At 68.6% G+C, this 17,444-nt stretch carries 19 protein-coding genes; 9 read left to right on the top strand and 10 right to left on the bottom strand.

What is annotated here, in order from left to right; all coding sequences use genetic code 11:
- Positions 1-71: 71 nt before the first annotated feature.
- The gene (locus BGP17_RS21530; RefSeq protein ID WP_086128624.1) at positions 72-527 is read left to right on the top strand and encodes a universal stress protein; all 456 of its coding nucleotides are present in this window, start codon (positions 72-74) and stop codon (positions 525-527) included.
- A gap of 114 nt (positions 528-641) precedes the next feature.
- Entirely contained in the window at positions 642-1,910 is a 1,269-nt protein-coding gene (locus tag BGP17_RS21525; RefSeq protein WP_286713564.1) for a M20/M25/M40 family metallo-hydrolase, read from the top strand.
- A gap of 89 nt (positions 1,911-1,999) precedes the next feature.
- Here the strand turns inward: BGP17_RS21525 and BGP17_RS21520 are convergent, their stop codons facing one another.
- The 3 genes from BGP17_RS21520 to BGP17_RS21510 form a co-directional block, all read right to left on the bottom strand.
- On the bottom strand, positions 2,000-2,974 hold the full coding sequence (locus tag BGP17_RS21520) for an RcnB family protein (RefSeq protein WP_286713562.1): 975 nt from the start codon (positions 2,972-2,974) through the stop codon (positions 2,000-2,002).
- A gap of 117 nt (positions 2,975-3,091) precedes the next feature.
- Positions 3,092-3,577 (bottom strand): free L-methionine (R)-S-oxide reductase MsrC, encoded by a 486-nt coding sequence (msrC, locus tag BGP17_RS21515; RefSeq protein WP_167299323.1) that lies wholly within the window; start codon positions 3,575-3,577, stop codon positions 3,092-3,094.
- 39 nt (positions 3,578-3,616) lie between these two features.
- Positions 3,617-4,423 (bottom strand): DUF2306 domain-containing protein, encoded by an 807-nt coding sequence (locus BGP17_RS21510; RefSeq protein ID WP_167297931.1) that lies wholly within the window; start codon positions 4,421-4,423, stop codon positions 3,617-3,619.
- A 54-nt stretch (positions 4,424-4,477) separates the two neighbouring features.
- Between BGP17_RS21510 and BGP17_RS21505 the strand changes: the two genes are divergently transcribed.
- Positions 4,478-5,533, top strand: a complete 1,056-nt coding sequence (locus BGP17_RS21505) for an AraC family transcriptional regulator (RefSeq protein ID WP_286713560.1) — start codon at positions 4,478-4,480, stop codon at positions 5,531-5,533.
- Between the two features lie 195 nt (positions 5,534-5,728).
- Here BGP17_RS21505 and arfB read toward each other — a convergent pair whose 3' ends face one another.
- Genes arfB through BGP17_RS21490 form a run of 3 tightly spaced genes read right to left on the bottom strand, consistent with a single transcriptional unit; the run spans position 5,729 to position 7,548 of the window.
- The gene (arfB, locus tag BGP17_RS21500) at positions 5,729-6,130 is read right to left on the bottom strand and encodes an alternative ribosome rescue aminoacyl-tRNA hydrolase ArfB (protein WP_286713559.1); all 402 of its coding nucleotides are present in this window, start codon (positions 6,128-6,130) and stop codon (positions 5,729-5,731) included.
- The gene (locus BGP17_RS21495) at positions 6,123-6,785 is read right to left on the bottom strand and encodes an RluA family pseudouridine synthase (RefSeq protein WP_286713557.1); all 663 of its coding nucleotides are present in this window, start codon (positions 6,783-6,785) and stop codon (positions 6,123-6,125) included. The genes arfB and BGP17_RS21495 overlap by 8 nt, the downstream gene beginning before the upstream one ends.
- Positions 6,786-6,837: 52 nt before the next feature.
- Complete coding sequence (locus BGP17_RS21490; protein ID WP_286713556.1) at positions 6,838-7,548, bottom strand: mannan-binding protein; 711 nt, start codon at positions 7,546-7,548, stop codon at positions 6,838-6,840.
- A gap of 153 nt (positions 7,549-7,701) precedes the next feature.
- Between BGP17_RS21490 and BGP17_RS21485 the strand changes: the two genes are divergently transcribed.
- Entirely contained in the window at positions 7,702-8,463 is a 762-nt protein-coding gene (locus tag BGP17_RS21485) for a M15 family metallopeptidase (protein WP_286713554.1), read from the top strand.
- Here BGP17_RS21485 and wrbA read toward each other — a convergent pair.
- Together wrbA and BGP17_RS21475 are read right to left on the bottom strand one after the other, a co-directional pair.
- Positions 8,394-9,020 (bottom strand): NAD(P)H:quinone oxidoreductase, encoded by a 627-nt coding sequence (gene wrbA, locus BGP17_RS21480; RefSeq protein WP_167297926.1) that lies wholly within the window; start codon positions 9,018-9,020, stop codon positions 8,394-8,396. The two genes, BGP17_RS21485 and wrbA, sit on opposite strands and share 70 nt — an antisense overlap.
- Before the next feature lie 18 nt (positions 9,021-9,038).
- Positions 9,039-9,737 carry a pirin family protein gene (locus BGP17_RS21475; RefSeq protein ID WP_286713553.1) on the bottom strand — a complete coding sequence of 233 codons (699 nt, stop codon included), beginning with the start codon at positions 9,735-9,737 and terminating at the stop codon, positions 9,039-9,041.
- 155 nt (positions 9,738-9,892) lie between these two features.
- On the opposite strand from BGP17_RS21475, the gene BGP17_RS21470 reads away from it, so the two are divergent.
- The 3 genes from BGP17_RS21470 (at position 9,893) to ctrA (ending at position 12,297) form a co-directional block, all read left to right on the top strand.
- On the top strand, positions 9,893-10,468 hold the full coding sequence (locus BGP17_RS21470) for a hypothetical protein (RefSeq protein ID WP_286713552.1): 576 nt from the start codon (positions 9,893-9,895) through the stop codon (positions 10,466-10,468).
- Between the two features lie 22 nt (positions 10,469-10,490).
- Entirely contained in the window at positions 10,491-11,447 is a 957-nt protein-coding gene (locus BGP17_RS21465) for a LysR family transcriptional regulator (RefSeq protein ID WP_167297924.1), read from the top strand.
- A 136-nt stretch (positions 11,448-11,583) separates the two neighbouring features.
- The gene (ctrA, locus tag BGP17_RS21460) at positions 11,584-12,297 is read left to right on the top strand and encodes a response regulator transcription factor CtrA (protein WP_167297923.1); all 714 of its coding nucleotides are present in this window, start codon (positions 11,584-11,586) and stop codon (positions 12,295-12,297) included.
- 58 nt (positions 12,298-12,355) lie between these two features.
- Here the strand turns inward: ctrA and BGP17_RS21455 are convergent, their stop codons facing one another.
- Positions 12,356-13,042, bottom strand: coding sequence for an HPP family protein (locus BGP17_RS21455; protein WP_286713550.1), 687 nt, complete (start codon positions 13,040-13,042; stop codon positions 12,356-12,358).
- Positions 13,043-13,050: 8 nt separating this feature from the next.
- On the bottom strand, positions 13,051-14,706 hold the full coding sequence (locus BGP17_RS21450) for an amidohydrolase (protein ID WP_286713549.1): 1,656 nt from the start codon (positions 14,704-14,706) through the stop codon (positions 13,051-13,053).
- Between the two features lie 125 nt (positions 14,707-14,831).
- On the opposite strand from BGP17_RS21450, the gene BGP17_RS21445 reads away from it, so the two are divergent.
- Both BGP17_RS21445 and BGP17_RS21440 read left to right on the top strand, forming a co-directional pair.
- Positions 14,832-16,076 carry a threonine ammonia-lyase gene (locus BGP17_RS21445; RefSeq protein ID WP_286713547.1) on the top strand — a complete coding sequence of 415 codons (1,245 nt, stop codon included), beginning with the start codon at positions 14,832-14,834 and terminating at the stop codon, positions 16,074-16,076.
- A gap of 565 nt (positions 16,077-16,641) precedes the next feature.
- Positions 16,642-17,427 (top strand): arginyltransferase, encoded by a 786-nt coding sequence (locus tag BGP17_RS21440; protein ID WP_167297920.1) that lies wholly within the window; start codon positions 16,642-16,644, stop codon positions 17,425-17,427.
- Positions 17,428-17,444 lie beyond the last annotated feature (17 nt).

Here is a 17,444-nt window from a genome sequence, read left to right as displayed (position 1 = left end):
CCGGGTCAAGAGACGCGCTTGCAGGAATTGACGCTACGGGGCACGTAACGCACGACCAAGAGGAACCTTCCATGCGCACCTATCTGGTGGTGATCGACGAAAGCCCGGAAGCCGAGATCGCGCTGCGCTTCGCCGCGCGGCGTGCAGTGAAGACCGGCGGCAACGTCGAGATCCTCGCGCTGATTCCCAAGCCGGACTTCGTCCAATGGGGCGGCGTGATGGCCACGATCGAGGAGGAAGCGCGCGAACGCGCCGAGGCGCTGGTCGCGCGCGCGGCCGGCACGCTGTTCGCCGAATCGGGGCTCCAGCCCTCGATCACCGTGCGCGAAGGCGACGGGCCCAAGATCGTCCACGAGATGATCGCCGCCAATCGCGACATCGCCGCCCTGGTCCTCGGTGCCGCGGCAAGCGGGCCGCCGGGCCCGATGGTCACGCATTTCTCCGGATCGGATGCCGGCAAGCTGCCCGTGCCGCTGATGGTGATTCCCGGCGCGCTCGACATGGATGCGATCGACCGGCTGAGTTGAACTATCGCGTCGAACTACTGCGCGAGGCGCCCCCAGCTCGTCGCCCCGGCGCTTGTCCCCGGGGGCACGGCCGGGGCGATTGACCCACCCCCGCTCCCCCGCCACTCTCGCCGCATGCGCATTCTCGCCCTCGCTCCGCTCCTCCTCGCTGTCCCCGCCATTGCCCAGGCCCAGGAAAGGCCCGATCCCGCCCGGCTGAAGGCCAGCGTCGAGAAGCTGGTCGGCTTCGGCACCCGCCACACCCTTTCGGACGCGGACCACCCCAGCCGCGGCATCGGCGCCGCCCGCCGCTGGTTCGCGGCCGAACTCGCGAAGCTCGGCGACCAGTGCGATTGCATCGAAGTGGCCAATATCGCGCGCGGCTTCACCGGCCCCCGTGCGCCGAACGGCGTACAGATCGTCGACGTGCTCGGCTTTCAGGCGGGCAGCGATCCCAGGCGAGTCGTCATCGTGATGGGCCATATCGACAGCCGGGTCGGCGACGTGATGAACACCACCGCCGATGCCCCCGGCGCCAATGACGATGCCTCCGGCGTCGCGCTGGTGCTCGAGGCGGCGCGCATCCTCTCCAGGGAAAAGTTCCGGGCGACGATTGTCTATGCTGCGCTCTCCGGCGAGGAGCAGGGGCTGTTCGGCGGCCAGCTGCTCGCCGAGACTGCGAGGGAACGTGGCTGGACGGTCACCGCGGTGCTCAACAACGACATCGTCGGCAACACGGTCGGCACCGACGGACGCAAGGTGGCGGACCGCGTGCGCATCTTCTCCGAAAGCTTCGGCGAGAATGACGCCCCCCAGGCGCTCCAGGGCCTGCGTGCCGATGGCGGCGAGGACGACGGCCCCTCGCGCGCGCTCGCCAAGGCGATCGGCCAGGTCGCAGGCACGCTCCCTGGCGGGCTCGACGCCTTTCTCGTCCGCCGGCCCGACCGGTTCGGCCGCGGCGGCGATCATTCGCCGTTCCAGAAGCTCGGCTATCCGGCGGTGCGCTTCTCGGTGGGGATCGAGAATTACGACGCGCAGCACCAGGATCTCGCCCCCGGCAAGGGCGACACGGTCGACCGCATGGACTTTCCCTATCTGGCCGGAGTGACGGCGCTCAACGTCGCGACGATCCGCCGCCTGGCCGCGGCGCCGGCCGCGCCGGACAAGGTGACGATCGGCGGCGCGCTCGCCTCCGACACCTCGGTGAAATGGGCCGCGGTGCCCGGCGCGGCCAAGTACCGCGTCCACTGGCGCCGAGCCGATGCGCGCGACTGGACGAACCATCTCGACGTCACCGGCACCGAAGTCAGCCTGAAAGGCGTGATCGTCGACGACAATTTCGTCGGGGTGTCCGCGATCGGCGCGGACGGAGCGGAGAGCCTGGTGGCGTTCGGACGGCGCTGAAGCGCGCCAGCTCCCCGCCCTTCCGGGGAGGGGAGCCTATTCTCGCAATATGGGATCGCCGCGCATTCGCCATGCGGCGCGGCGCGAAGTCAGCGGCAACCGCAGACGCAGCACTGCACCCGCGGCTTGTATCGCCGCACCGGCGCCTTGCGCACCACCCGGCGCGACGCCGCGCGGACATAGGAGGTCGTCACTTCCTCGGTCACGACAGTGGTCGTGGTCACGGCAGGCATGGTGACGATCACGGTCGAGCCCACCGGCGCACCATAATAATAGGCGCCGGACTGATAGCTGCCCGAGCCGTAATAGGCACCGCCCGACCCGTAATAGCCCTGGACCTGCACGCCCGGCGGCGGTGCCGGCGGCGCATAGTTCGACGGATAATCGTCATAATAGTCGTTCGGATCGATCGGCCGGATGGGCTCGCGATAGCCGGCACCGGTGCCCGAACGGCTATAGGCGCTCGAATAGCCGCCGCTCGAATCCGCCCAGGAATCCGCATCGGCCCAGCCGATGCCGCTTACCGAATCCCACACGTCGCCGCGATCGTCGACCAGCACGGCGTCGTCATAATAGCGGACCCAGAAATAGCCATAGGGCGGCGCGGCGAGGCCCCAGTTCAGATAATCGGGAATGCGGAAGCCGCCGCCCATCCAATAGCCGGGCAGATGGTTGCCCCGGCCAAGCCGGCGATACCCGTTCCAGCCGCCCGGCGCCTGCGCACCGGCATACCAGCGGCCGCCGATCATGCCGCCCCAGCGATTCCCGTTCGGCCGGCCGACCTGGCCGTGGCCGCGCGGCGGCAGCGCCATCCAGCGACCATTCTGCCAGACGCGCGCGCCGGCGGTCGGCACGCCAGGACCGTTCTGGACGACGGGCGGCGGGCCGGGAACGCGCGGCGGCGGCGGCATCGGCACGCTGCGCCCGCCATAGGCTCCGCCCGGCGCCGGGATCGGGCCGCCGCTGCCGCCCCAGACGGGGCCGGGCGAAGCCACCTGCGCAACCGCGGGCATCGCTGCCAGCAGCGCCGAGGCCATCAGGGCCGGCTTCAACAGGTGACGCATATCGATACTCCTTCGCCCCGTGTCGGAGCGCGCGCTGCTCCGATGGTTGCCAAAGAATTAAACTCCGCGCGTGCGGGGCGCCACTTTTGCCTATGCTTAACGGAGTCCCGATCCGGGTCAGCCGACCAGACGGGGACCGAGGATGCGCATCAGCGCCTCGCAGCCGGCGGCGTCGCCGGCGTCGAACCGGGCCGGATCGGGACTGTCGAGGTCGAGCACGCCGAGCAGGACGCCCTGGACGACGATCGGCACGACCAGCTCGGACCGGCTGGCCGCGTCGCAGGCGATATGGCCGGGAAAGGCGTGCACGTCCTCGACCAGCTGCGTCTCGCGCGTCGCGGCGGCGGTGCCGCACACGCCCTTGCCGAAGGGGATGCGGATGCAGGCGGCCTTGCCCTGGAACGGCCCGAGCACCAGCTCGTCGTTCACGTTGCGATAGAAGCCCGCCCAGTTCAGGCCGGGCAGATACTGCCAGATCAGCGCCGATACGTTCGCCATGTTGGCGATCGCGTCAGGCTCGTCGGCGGTGAGCGCGTCGAGCGCGGCGGCGAGGTCGCGATAGAGTTCGGTCTTGTCGGCGGTGTCGATGTCGAAGGCGTACATGACCCCCATGTAGTCGATCCGGCGCTCCGGCGGGAGGGGTCAACCGAGCAGGCGCGGCAGCCACATCGCCATCACCGCGCCGAAAATGCCGACCCCGGCCGCGAGCGTGAGCAGCCCGAGCCCCGCGGCGGCGGCAAAGCGCGACAACGGCCCGCGCCGCTCGGCGGCCAGATAGAGCTCGAGCAGCGCCAGCGGCACGAGATAGCAGCCAAAGGCCCAGGCGCGGACGAAGGGGCCGTCAAAATCCGGCCCGATGCCCACCGGCCCGCGATTGGCGAGGATCCAGAACATCAGCCCGACGCGGAAGAACCACACGCCGCTCGCCAGCACGAAGGTGCGCAGCGCCCAGCGGCGATGCTCGGCGAAGCGGCGCTGGCGGGCGAAGCGCCAGGCGACCGTTGCCGCGCCGATGATCAGCAGCCCGTTCAGGCTGATTCCGATCCGCAGCGACGGGCCGCCCGCCGTGCCCCGGGTCCATACCATGTAGAGCCCGCCCAGGCTGATCAGCAGCGCGGTGAGCATGTATGCGCGGCCGTTCCAGCGATGCACACGCGGCCAGCGGCGGCGGATCGCGGGCACGAGCTGGAGCGGGCCGCCCAGCGTGATGACCGCCGCGAGCAGGAGATGCATCGCGAGGACGAGGTTGCCGGCCAGCCCGCCCGGGACATAGCCGCCGACCAGCACCTGGTTCCACCGCTCGAAATCGCCCCGGGCGGCGGCACGGCCATAGAAGCCGGCGATGTAGAGAACGAAGGCCAGCTGACCGGTCGTCGCGACGGCGAACCAGAAGAAGGCGGAACCCCTGAGCGCCTTCACGCTCCACATGGCGACGGTCTTCTCGGTCATCTTCCCTCCCGGACTTGCCAAGGAGTCGATAACCCGGCGAGACTGGTCCCGGACATGACCATGCCGACCGGAAAGCATGACTTTGCGCGCCAAAGGGCGCCGACCGTCTCGGCGGGCTATGCCGGCTATCTATGGCGCTTCGCCGTAGCCCGCGGCGCCGACCCGGCCGAGCTGGCGCGGCGATCGGGGATCGATCCGGCCGGCCTTGCCGATCCCGACACCCGCGTGCCCTTCGCCCGCTATCAGGCGCTGATGCGCACCGCGAAGGAACTGTGCCGCATGCCCGCGCTCGCGCTGCATCTGGGCGCGGGCAATGATTTCCGCGAATTCTCGGTGGTCGGCCTCATCTGCTATGCCGCGCCCACCATGGGCGAGGCGCTGGCCGAGCTGAATCGCTATGGCCGGCTCGTCGCCGAAGTCGATCTGGCGATGGCGGGGCCCCGCTTCCGGATCGAGCAGCGCGACGGCGGCACCTGGCTCACCGACACCCGCGCCGACCCCGATGCCTTTCCCGAGATGACCGAGGCCAGTTGGGCCCGCTTCATCGGCGAGACGCGGCGCCACTTCCCCGACGCGCCCTTCGCGCTGGCGGTGCACGTCACCCATCCCGCCCCGGCCCATGCCGACGAATATGAAGCGGTGCTGGGCGTGCCGGCGACCTTCGCCAGCGATCGCAACGCGATCCGGATCGATCCGTCCTGGCTCGGCATCGCGCTGCACAATCCCAGCCGCTATGCCTTTGGCGTGCTCAGCGAACGCGCCGACCGGCTGGTGCGAGAGCTGGAAAATGCCAAGTCGATGCACGGCCGGGTCGAAGGCGTGCTGGTGCCGGTGCTCCACCGGGGCGATGTCGCGATGGAGGCAGTTGCCCGGAAACTGGGGCTCAGCCAGCGCTCGCTTCAGCGCCGGCTGAAGGATGAGGACAGCGGCTATGAGGCAGTGCTCGACGCGCTCCGCCACCGCATGGCGCTCAACTATCTGAGCGGCGGGCGGACTTCGGTGAACGAGACCGCCTATCTGGTCGGCTTCTCCGATCCCAGCGCCTTCTCGCGCGCGTTCAAGCGCTGGACCGGCACCAGCCCGCGCGGGTGGCTTGCGCGGGAACGCTAGGTTGGGGACTCATATTCCTTCAATCGTCATCCCCGCGCAGGCGGGGATCCAGGGTAATGCGGGATATCGGCACCACCGTGCGAACGCCGTCCGGAGCGGACAGCACCCCGGCCACCTCGGCTCCGCGCCTGGCCCTGGATCCCCGCCTACGCGGGGATGACGAAAGAAAATCAGATACTTGTTTGGGTTCTCGCCCTAATCGAACCGCACCTTGCCTCGGCCCGCCTTCACTGCGCTGCGCCCCTTCTTCTCGTCCACCCGCCGCGCCTTGGCCGCCTTGCTGGGCTTGGTCTTGATCCGCTTCGCGTCACGCTCATGCGCCTTGGCGATCAGCTCGACGACGCGCTCGCGGGCATCGGCGCGGTTGGCTTCCTGGGTGCGGAACTTGCGGGCGGTGATCACCAGCTCTCCGCCCGCGGTCAGCTTGGTGCCGGCCAGCGTCTTGAGCTTCTGATAGGCATAGGATGCCAGGCCCAGCTTGAACACGTCGATTCGCAGCTGGACGGCGGTGGCGACCTTGTTGACGTTCTGCCCGCCCGGGCCGGTCGAGGCGAGGAACTTCTCCTCGACGATCGCCTCGTCGGGTATCTCAGCCACGGCCGAAGCCGGGCCCGAACCCGGCATTGTGGAAGCGCACCGGCAGCGGGGCGGTGGCGTGGATATCGTCCTTGCCCTCGCGCGGGAGAGTCAGTTCGACCGCATGCAGCATCATCGCCGGCCCGCCCCGGCCATAGACCGGATCGCCCATCACCGGCGCGCCCAGCCCTTCGGCCGCGTGAACGCGGATCTGATGGGTGCGGCCGGTCTCGGGATAGAAGGCGACCAGGCTCCTGCCGCCCTTGCGCTCCATCACCTTGTAGCGGGTTATCGAGGCCTTGCCCCTGGGATCGCCGACCATCCGCCAGCCCTGCTCGCGGGTCGAGACCTTGGCCAGCGGCAAGTCGATCGTGCCGCTGTCGAGTGCGGGCTCGCCCTCGAGGATCGCCAAGTATCGCTTGGCCACGGCGCCAGCCTCGAAGGCCTGGGCGAAGCGCTTCAGCGCCTTGGGGTTGCGGGCGAGCAACAGGCAGCCGCTGGTATCGCGGTCGAGCCGGTGGACCGGCACCGGCAGGCGCTGGAACCCGAAGGTGAGCTGGTCGAGCAGGTCCTCGAGGCTTTCCGCGCGGTCCCGCGGACGATCGACCGGCAGGCCCGCGGGCTTGTCGATCACCAATGCCTCGCCGTCGATGAAGAGCACGCGATCCTTGAACATCGCCTGCCCATGCCACCGCCGGCGCCGGAGCGCCAGCGGTGGTGGGTTCGGATCAGCGCTGGAAGCGGATCGAGCAGACCGACTGGCGGCCTTCGGCGGTAGTGTGCCAGTTGCCGGTCCATTCGGCGCGCATGTTGCGGGCAGTGTCGCGGCACTTGCGCTCGGCGTCGGACTGATTCCAGATCGGGCCGACCTCGATGTCGCGGATCACGCCGCCGGTGCCCCAGCCGCCGCCGTCACCGGGACGGCCGCCACCGGGGCGATCCCAGCCGCCGTCGCCCGGACGGCCGCCACCGGGGCGATCCCAGCCGCCGCCGCCGGGGCGACCGCCGCCGGGACGGCCCCAGCCGCCCTCGCCCCAACCGCCATTGTCGCCCCAGCCGTTGTTGCGGCGCGGGTCGACGTCGGTGATGCGGTAGAGGAAGCGCGGCGAGCCCGAGCGCGGCACGCCCGAGATGTCGCCGCGGCGCAGGTCGAGGCGCACGCGCGCGCCGCGCGACGGATCGTAGAGGTTGACCGCATCGCGGCTGCGGTTGGTCTCGTCGAAGCGATGGATGAGCGTGCCGTCGTCGGCGAACTCGACCCAGCGACCCGGACGGGTCTCGACAAAGGCACCGCCGCCGCTGTGGCGGACGCGGCCGACATTGTTGCCGTCCACCCGCTGCATGGCGGCAGGCGCGGCGTGATTCGGCGCCGGCGCCGCCGAAGCGGTGGTGCTCAACAGCACCGCGGACAAGGCAAGACATGAAACTCGCAGGAACATGATGATTTCTCCCTCTGCTGCAACGGCGGGCCTGTTTTGACCCTGTGGACACAACTGCGCAACGACACAGCAATGTGCAAAGTTGCGTGAGCCTTTCCGCTTGAACCGCGTTTGAACGGGTGACGCCTTTTTTGCGGCGTCGCGAGGTTGCGTATGCGTCCTTCGGCCCTGATCCTGCTCTCGCTCCTGCCGCTGACGGCGCATGCCGCGAACGATGCTGCCCCCGTGCCCGTCGCCGTCACGCGCCTGTTCAACCACCTTCCCTATGGCGAGGCGTCCCCCGCGGACCTTGCGCCGGTGCCGGGCCTGGCGGGCTGCGTCATGGCGCGGGAGGCGGTGCCCGATATCGAGCGGTTGCTCGCCGCGGCGCAGGCGGAGGGGATCGCGCTCGGCGCGCTGTCCTGCTTCCGCTCGATCGCCCATCAGCGCCGGGTGTTCTGCGCGGGGCTGCGCGATTGCGACGGCGAGGCGGCCTTGCGGGCCCGCTTCGTGGCGCCGCCGGGCTATAGCGAGCATGCCACCGGCTATGCGATCGACTTCCTCCAGCGCGGCGCAAATTGCCGCGCCGTCGAGCAATGCTTCGCGCTGACGCCGGGCGGGCAATGGCTGATGCGCCGGGCGCCGGAGTTCGGCTTCGAGCTCTCCTTCCCCGCGGGCAACAAGCAGGGCGTGGGCTGGGAGCCCTGGCATTGGCGCTGGGTGGGCGCGCCCGCGGCCCGTGCCCGCTTCGCCGCGGCGCAGGCCAGTTTCCCGGCGCTTCCCGCCGCCCCGCGCGCGCAAACGAAAACGGCGGCCGGACCCGAGGTCCGGCCGCCGTCCCTGGAGACCGCGCCAGGAGGGGGAGATTACGCGGTCTCGACTTCGCGGGGGGAAGCCGCGATCTTGTTGGCCAGTTCGGCGATGCGGCGGCCCTGATAGCGGGCGCCGTCCAGTTCCACTTCGCTCGGCTGGCGGCTGCCGTCGCCGTCCGCGATCGTGGTCGCGCCATAGGGCGAGCCGCCCTTCACTTCGCCGACGCCCGACTGGCCCTGGAAACCATAGTCGAGGCCGACGACGGTCAGGCCGAAGTGCAGCAGGTTGGTGATGATCGAGAAGAGCGTCGTCTCCTGGCCGCCATGCTGCGTGGCCGTCGAAGTGAAGGCGCCGCCGACCTTGCCGTTCAACTGGCCCTGGAACCAGACGCCGCCGGCGCGATCCCAGAACGAAGCCATCTGGCTCGCCATGCGGCCGAACCGGGTCGGCGCGCCGACGATGATGCCGTCATAATTGGCGAGCTCGCCCACGTCCTCGAGCACCGGGTGGCTGTGGTCGGCGACGAAGCCGGCCGCCTGCGCGACTTCGAACGGCGCCGTCTCGGGCACCCGGCGCACGTCCACCTGGGCGCCGGCGCTGCGCGCGCCCTCGGCCATGGCATCGGCCATCTTCGCGAGGTGGCCATAGGACGAGTAATAGAGAACGAGGATCTTCGACATGCTTGCTTCCCTTCCTGATTATTCGCTGTCGACCAGGACGATCTCGGCGTCCTCGATCGCGGTGATGGTGTAGGCCTTGCCGCTGGAGAGCGCGGCCCCGTCACGGGCGTTGACCGGCTCGCCATCGATCTCGATCCTGCCGACCGCGGGCACCAGATAGGCGTGGCGGCCGTCGCCCACTTCGTGGGTTACGCTCTCGCCCGCCTTCAGCGTGGCGCCGAGCACCCGGGCATCGGCCCGGATCGGCAAGGCGTCCGCGTCATCGGCAAAGCCGCTCGCCAGGGTGACGAACTTGCCCGAGCGATCGCCCTTGGGGAAAGGCTTGGCGCCCCAGCTCGGCTGGCCGCCCCGCTCGCGCGGCATGATCCAGATCTGGAAGAGCGTCGTCGTCTCCGGCTCGAGATTATATTCGGCATGGCGCACGCCAGTGCCCGCGCTCATCACCTGGACGTCGCCGGCGCCGGTTCGGCCCTTGTTGCCCATCGAGTCCTGGTGCGTGATCGCGCCCTGGCGGACATAGGTGATGATCTCCATGTCCTGGTGCGGATGCGGCGGGAAGCCGGCGCCCGCAGCGATCTCGTCGTCGTTCCAGACGCGCAGCGCGCCCCAGCTCATGCGGCCGGGATCATAATAGTCCGCGAAGCTGAAATGATGCCGCGCATTGAGCCAGCCATGGTCGGCATGGCCAAGCGTTTCAAAGGGTCGTTTGTCGATCATGGGGTCTGAACCTCCTGTGTTGGACAGGAAGATAGGCGGTCCGATCGCACGGTAAATGGAAACGTTGGAAACCGATCGTTTCCCAAGACTTCCGTTCGAGGCGAAAGCTGCTAGACTGGTCCGGTCCACCGTCGAAGGCCGCCATCATGCCGCATATGCTTCGTCGACTCCCCGCTCCCGCCATGCTGCTCGCCCTGCCCGGCGCCGCACTGGCGCAACAGGCCCCGGTGCCGACGACCTGCCCCGCCGCCGCAACGCCGGATGCCGACGGGCAGAAGGATTTCGATTGGGAGATCGGATCCTGGACGACGCACCTCAAGCGCCTGAAGCGCCCGCTCTCGGGCTCGACGGCCTGGGTCGAATATAGCGGCACCACCGAGGTGCGCCCGGTGATGGGTGGGCGAGCGAATCTGGCGGAGCTCAAGGTCGATGGGCCGGCGGGCCGGGTCGAGGGTACCTCGCTGCGGCTCTACAATCCGCAAGCCCGCCAATGGTCGCTGAACTTCGCCAGCGCCGGCGGAGGCGTGCTCACGCCGGCGCCGATCGGCGCATTCCGCAAGGGCTGCGGCGAATTCTATGCGCAGGACAGCTGGGAGGGGCGCGCCATCCTGGTGCGCTTCGTGATCGCGGACATCACGCCGAACTCGGCGCGGTTCGAGCAGGCCTTTTCGACCGATGGCGGCAAGAGCTGGGAATTGAACTGGATTGCCGTCGACACCCGGCGGCCATGAACCACCACAAGAGAAGCAACGCATGAAACTTCCCGATTTCGAGGCCTGGGCCGTTTTCGCCGCGGTGGTGGAGCACCGCTCCTTTTCGGGCGCGGCCGATGCGCTGGCGGTGTCCAAGGCGACGGTATCCAAGGCGATCACCCGGCTGGAGGCACGCCTCGGCACCACGCTTTTCCACCGCACCTCGCGCCGGCTGACGCTCACCGACAGCGGCCGCGGCCTTGCCGAGCATGCCCAGCGCATCCTGAGCGAAGGCGAGGCGGCGGAGGAAGCCGCCTTCGAATCCGCCAGCGCGCCCGCCGGCCTGGTCCGGGTCGCGGCGCCGCTCACCTTCGGCATCCAGGCGGTGGCCCCGGTGCTTGCCGACTTCATGAAGCTCTATCCGGGCATCAAGGTGGAGCTGCGCCTGTCCGATGCGTTCATCGACATCGTCGGCGAGGGGATCGACATCGCGCTGCGCATCGCCGAGCTTCCGGACAGTTCGCTGCGTGCCCGCCGCCTCGGGCCGATGGTGGCCCATATCGTCGGGTCGCCGGCCTATTTCGATCGCGTGGGGCGGCCCCAGCATCCGGCCGACCTCGCCCGCCATGCCTGCTTCGTCTACACCAACACCGCCAATCCCGATGTGTGGCGCTTCCGCAAGGCCGGCGGCGAGGAAGCGGCGGTGCGGGTCGAAGGACCCATGCGCACCGACAATGGCGACGCGATGCTGCCCGCGCTGCGCGCCGGCCTGGGCGTGGCCCGGCTTCCCGAATTCATGGTCGGGGACGACCTGGCCAAGGGGAGGCTGGAAGCCGTGCTCGGCGAATGGTCGGCCAGCGCGTCCGGGCTCCATCTGCTCACGCCGCCCGGCACGCTCCGCCCCGCCCGCGTCGAGACGATGATCGCGTTCCTTTCCGAGCAGCTGAAGCGCACTTGCGGCGAAGTTCGCCTCGAAAGGACTCGACTCCGTAACGAGGATGAGTCCTCGCCTAAGTAGATTCCCTGCGACTCGTGGATTCAGGCCGGTTAGGGAGAAATTAACCTTTTGCCTTCAGACACGCTTAGGTTAATGAATCGCTCAGGGCATGCCTTTCATTGGGGCAAGGCAGCCTGCGGGCAAGGGGACTTTGACGATGCGCGTGCTGTTGATCGAAGACGAGCCGAGCACTGCCAAGGCAATCGAGCTGATGCTCACGACCGAGGGGTTCAACGTCTATACGACGGACCTCGGCGAGGAGGGCTTGGACCTGGCCAAGCTCTATGACTACGATATCATCCTGCTCGACCTGAACCTGCCCGACATGCACGGATATGACGTCCTGAAGAAGGTCCGCGTCGCCCGCGTGCAGACGCCGGTGCTGATCCTGTCCGGCATCAACGAGATGGATTCCAAGGTGCGCTCCTTCGGCTTCGGTGCCGACGACTATGTGACCAAGCCCTTCCACCGCGAAGAGCTGGTGGCGCGCATCCATGCCGTCGTCCGCCGCTCCAAGGGACACAGCCAGTCGGTCATCCGCACCGGCAAGCTGGCGGTGAACCTCGATGCGAAGACGGTCGAAGTCGACAGCGCCCGCGTGCACCTGACCGGCAAGGAATATGCGATGCTGGAGCTGCTCTCGCTCCGCAAGGGCACGACGCTCACCAAGGAAATGTTCCTGAACCACCTGTATGGCGGCATGGACGAGCCCGAACTCAAGATCATCGACGTGTTCATCTGCAAGCTGCGCAAGAAGCTCAGCATGGCATGCGACGGCGAGAACTATATCGAAACCGTCTGGGGCCGCGGCTATGTGCTGCGCGAACCGGACGGCGCCGAGGGCCAGGAGCCGATTTCGGCGGTCGCCTGACACGACAATTCAACGGGGATTGGCAAGGCCGCGGTCCGAAGGGATCGCGGCCTTTCGCTCATCTGCGCCTCCGCCGCGCCACGGCGTGACGCTCCGCCGCCTCGAGCAGCGCGGCGAGATCCTCGCGGCTGACGTCGAAGCTTTCGTGTGCCGCTTCGAGCGCGGCGTCGATGTCCTCGGGCAGGATATGGGGATCGGCGGGCACCGGTGCCGGGCGGTGCGGATAGCTGTGGCCCGAGAAGCGGTGGAAGACGAGGCCGGCCACCACCAGCAGCGCGGCGTTGAGCCCGCCCGGCACCAGCGCCAGCCAATAGCCCTTGGCGAGCAGCTCGGGCCCGCCGAGCACGGCCAGGAGCGCGCAGCCGCCGCCCGGCGGATGCAGCGAGCGTGTCGCCGACATGAGCAGGATCGACGCCCCCACCGCCAAGCCGGCGGCGAGCGGACCATGCCCGAGCAGCTGCGTGGCCAGGATGCCGCACGCGATCGACAGGGTGGTGCCGCCGATCACCGGCCAGGGCTGGCCAAGCGGGCTCGAGGGCACCGCGAACAGGATCACCGCCGACGCCCCGATCGGCGCGGCGAGGAGCAACGCGGCATGGCTGCCGACGATCAGCGCGCTGATCGCCCCGGCCGCGCCAATGGCAAGCGAAGCCCCCAGCGCGGCGACGGCACGCTCCCGCCAATTGGTGCCGGAAAGCTGGCGCAGGCGCAGCAGTCGATCCAGCTGCCCGATCGCAACCCGCATCCGCCCGCCTATTTCTTCACGAAGACCCGCGCGCCGCCCACCCAGGTCTCGAGCACCTGGGTGCCGCGCAGATCCGCGGGCGAGGCGAGCAGCGGATCGCGATCGACGATGATGAAGTCGGCCCGCATGCCGGGCGCGAGGCGGCCGATCTGCTTCTCGGCAAAGCCGGCCCAGGCCGCGCCGGTGGTGAAGCCCGCCCAGCCCTGCTCGCGGGTCACCGCCTCTTCGATCCGCCAGCCGCCAAAGGGCTGGCCATTGGCGTCGGTGCGGGTGAAGGCCACGGCCCAGCCTGCCCAGGGATCGGGGCTCTCGACCGGATAGTCGGAGCCGAAGGCGATGCGCGTGCCGTCGCGGAGCATCGTCTTCCAGGCATAGGCGCCGGCCAGCCGGTCGGGGCCCAGCCGGGCCTCGGCCATCTTCATGTCGCTGGTCTGGTGGACCGGCTGCATCGAGGCGATCACGCCCAGCTTGGCGAAGCGCGGCAGATCCTTGGGATCGACGATCTGGGCATGCTCGATCCGCCAGCGGCGATCGTCCTTGTAGGTATCGGACAGTACCTCGACCGCGTCGAGCACCTGCTGGTTGGCACGGTCGCCGATCGCATGGACCGCGATCTGGAAACCGTCCATCGCCCCGCGCGTCATCATGTTGAGCAGCTGGTCGTCGGTGAGGAAGCCCAGCCCCTTCTGGCCCGGCGCATCGCTATACTCGGCCTTGAGCCAGGCCCCGCGGCTGCCCAGCGCGCCATCGGCATAGAGCTTGATCCCGCCCATGCGCAGCTTGTCGCCATAGAGCCAGGGCGTCGGCCCCTGCCCGGCCACCGCCAGCGCGGTCTCGACGCCGCTGGCATAGCTCATGATGCGGATCCGCAGCTGGCCCAGGTCGGCCATGCGGCGATAGGTGAGCCAGTCGTCGACGCTGGTGCCCATGTCGGCGGTGGCGGTGATGCCGAGCGACAGCAGCCGGTCCTGTGCGGCCAGGAAGGCGGCGTTGCGCTCGCGCGGAGTCTGCCGGGGCACGAACTTGTCGATGAGCGCAGTGGCGCCGTCGACGAACACGCCCGAAGGCGCGCCCCTGGCATCGCGCTCGATACGCCCGCCGGCCGGATCCTTGGTCGCGGCCGTGACGCCGGCAACCTGTAGCGCGCGGCTGTTCGCCCAGGCGGCATGGCCGTCGACTCGCTGGAGCCAGGCCGGCCGGTCCGACACCGCCCGGTCGAGCTCCGCCGCGGTGGGGAAGCGGCCGAGCTTCCAGGTCTCCTGGTTCCAGCCGCGGCCGATGATCCACTTGGTGGGATTGGCATCGGCATAGGCCTTGATCTTCGCCAGGGCCTCGTCGAGCGACGTGGTGGCCGAGAGATCGAGCAGCAGCAGCTGCGCGCCCAGCCCCATCACATGGCCATGCCCGTCGATCATGCCCGGAAGCAGCGTCTTGCCGCCCATGTCGAGCTTCCACTCGAGCTTCTTGGGCCGCTTGTGCTCGCGGGTGAGCAGCGCGGTGATCTGGCCCTCGCGGTTGAACAATATGCCGTTGAAGCGGACCACGTCGCCCTTCTCGTCCAGCGTCATGCCGTTGACGTTGTCGATCAGCCCGTCCGCCATGGCGGCAGCGGGGGCGAGGAGGAGGGCGAGCACGGCGAACAGCCGCAGGAGGCGCTTCAGCATGGGCCAGGGCATAGGGCCTGTTCTCCCCGCGCGCCAGATACGGCGCCTTCATGCCCGGCGAACATGGCCTTCATCGCAGAAGCGTGGTTTCCCCCCGCCGCCAGATGGTCTAGGCGAGCGGAATCATGGCCAGCAAGACAGTCCCGGCGACCCAGCCGCTCCCCGTATCGATCGACGACGTCCGTGCAGCGCAGGCGCGCATCATGGGCCAGATCGTGCGGACGCCGACGCTGGTGAGCAAGACGCTGTCGGACCTGACCGGCGCGACCGTCTATCTCAAGTTCGAGAACCTGCAGTTCACCGCCGCCTACAAGGAGCGCGGCGCGCTCAACACGCTGCTCCAGCTCGACGAAGCGGCGCGCGCCAAGGGCGTGATCGCCGCATCGGCCGGCAACCATGCCCAGGGCCTCGCCTATCACGCCACCCGGCTCGGCATCCCGAGCACGATCGTGATGCCGAAGAACACGCCGATCGTGAAAGTGACGCAGACCGAGCATCACGGCGCCAACGTGATCCTGGAAGGCGAGACGTTCGACGCCGCCTATGCGCATTCCCGCAAGCTGGAGGCGGAGCACGGCTTCACCTTCGTCCATCCCTTCGACGATCCGCGCATCATCGCCGGCCAGGGCACCGTGGCGCTCGAGATGATCGAGGATGTGCCGGACATCGACACGCTGATCATCCCGATCGGCGGCGGCGGCCTGATCTCGGGCTGCGCCACCGTGGCCAAGTCGGAAGGGCGCGACATCGAAGTGGTCGGCGTCCAGGCCGAGCTCTACCCCTCGATGTACAACCGCATCCACCACACCGACATGCCCTGCGCCGGCGATACGCTGGCCGAGGGCATCGCCGTGAAGCAGCCGGGCGGCATCACCGCCAAGCTGGTCGAAGCGCTGGTCGACGACATCGTGCTGGTGAGCGAGCGCCGCCTCGAGGAATCGGTGAGCCTGCTGCTCCAGATCGAGAAGACGGTGGTCGAGGGTGCCGGCGCCGCCGGCCTCGCCGCGCTGCTCGCCGAGCCGCAGCGCTTCAAGGGCAAGACCGTGGGGATCGTGCTGTGCGGCGGCAACATCGATCCGCGGCTGCTCGCCTATGTGCTGCTGCGCGACCTTGCCCGCTCGGGCCGGATGGCGCGGCTGCGCATCCGCCTGCAGGACCGGCCCGGCGCGCTCTACAAGGTGGCGCAGATCTTCGAGCAGCTCTCGGTCAACATCCTGGAGCTTTCGCACCAGCGCATCTTCACCAACCTGCCGGCCAAGGGCCTGAGCCTCGACGTGGAGTGCGAGACGCGCGACCGCGACCATCTCGACCGGCTGATGACCGCGCTGCGGCGCGCGCAATATGAGGTGCAGCTGGTCGAGCTGGCGTGATCCGGACGGCGCGCGACTGATCCGCCGCGGCTTCGGGCCGTCGACGTTCAGGAAGTTTGGACTATCGGGGCCCCCTGTTTCCCCCTCCCATGCGAGGGCTCGCTGCGCGGGTTCGCGATGGGGAAAGGGGCTCGGCTTGCATCCACCTCTCGTCATCCCCGCGAAGGCGGATGACGAGCGAGGTATTTGCCTCAAAGGGGATAGGCCCGGAACCAGCGCAGCATGACGGGAGGAGGCCAGCGACTTCCTGCCCGTCGAGAACGACCGCGACTCCGCAGGACTCCTTCTGTTCCGCACCGACCCGATGAAACGAATCGCACGCGCGACGAATTGAGTCGTCGCTGGATTCACACGATTCGCCGCAGCCGGTATGATGGCCACACAGGACAAATTCCCCTTTTCAGGCAGCGGTTTACGCGGCCCGATGGTTAACGTCCGCGCACTCCGCGAAACTGGTGAATCGTTAACCCTCTTTCATGGTAAAGCCGCTTTTCATCCTTGGCGAACCACCGCATATTCAGCGCTGCCGGGTCAGCGTATCGACCAGAAGATAGGGGCATCAGGGGTGACTGCACTTTCCCGTTTTCCGCGGTTCTTCGTCACCAGCCCTTCCCCCTGCCCCTATCTGCCGGGGCGGCAGGAGCGGAAGATCTTCACCGAGCTTTCGGGACTGCACGCGGGCGAACTGAACGACGCGCTGGGCCGCATCGGCTTTCGCCGCAGTCAGTCGGTCGCCTATCGGCCGAGCTGCGCGGGCTGCACCGCCTGCGTCTCGGTCCGCGTCGTCGCCGATGCGTTCAAGCCCAATGCCAGCCAGCGCAAGCTGCTCAAGCGCCATTCGGACCTGGAGATCACCGCCTGCAAGCCCTGGGCGACCGAGGAGCAGTTCGCGCTGCTCCACCGCTATCTCGGGGCGCGCCATCCCGGCGGCGGCATGGCGGCGATGGACGAGAACGACTATGCCGACATGGTCGAGCAGTCGCCGGTCAGCTCCTATGTGATCGAATATCGCGAGCCTTCGGTGGACGGCGCGCGTGGCCGGCTGGTCGGCGCCTGCATCACCGATCAGCAGGCCGACGGCCTGTCGATGATCTACAGCTTCTTCCTTGCCGATGACGACAGCCGCCCGGGCCTGGGCAACTTCATCATCATGGAGCACATCCTGCGCAGCCAGGCCGCCGGCCTGCCCTATGTCTATCTCGGCTATTGGGTGAAGGGCAGCGAGCGGATGGCCTACAAGACGCGCTATCGCCCGATCGAGGTGCTGGGCCCCAATGGCTGGTCGGTGCTGGAGGACGAGGACCTGCACGTCGCGGCGCCGATACAGGCGAACGCAGCCGCCTTCGCCTGATCCGCCCCCCGCGCAAC

Source organism: Sphingomonas sp. 67-41, from assembly GCF_001899725.1.
GTDB lineage: Bacteria > Pseudomonadota > Alphaproteobacteria > Sphingomonadales > Sphingomonadaceae > Sphingomonas > Sphingomonas leidyi.
The sequence above is the reverse complement of the archived record's forward strand: the minus strand, read 5'-3'. Positions and strand labels throughout refer to the sequence as shown.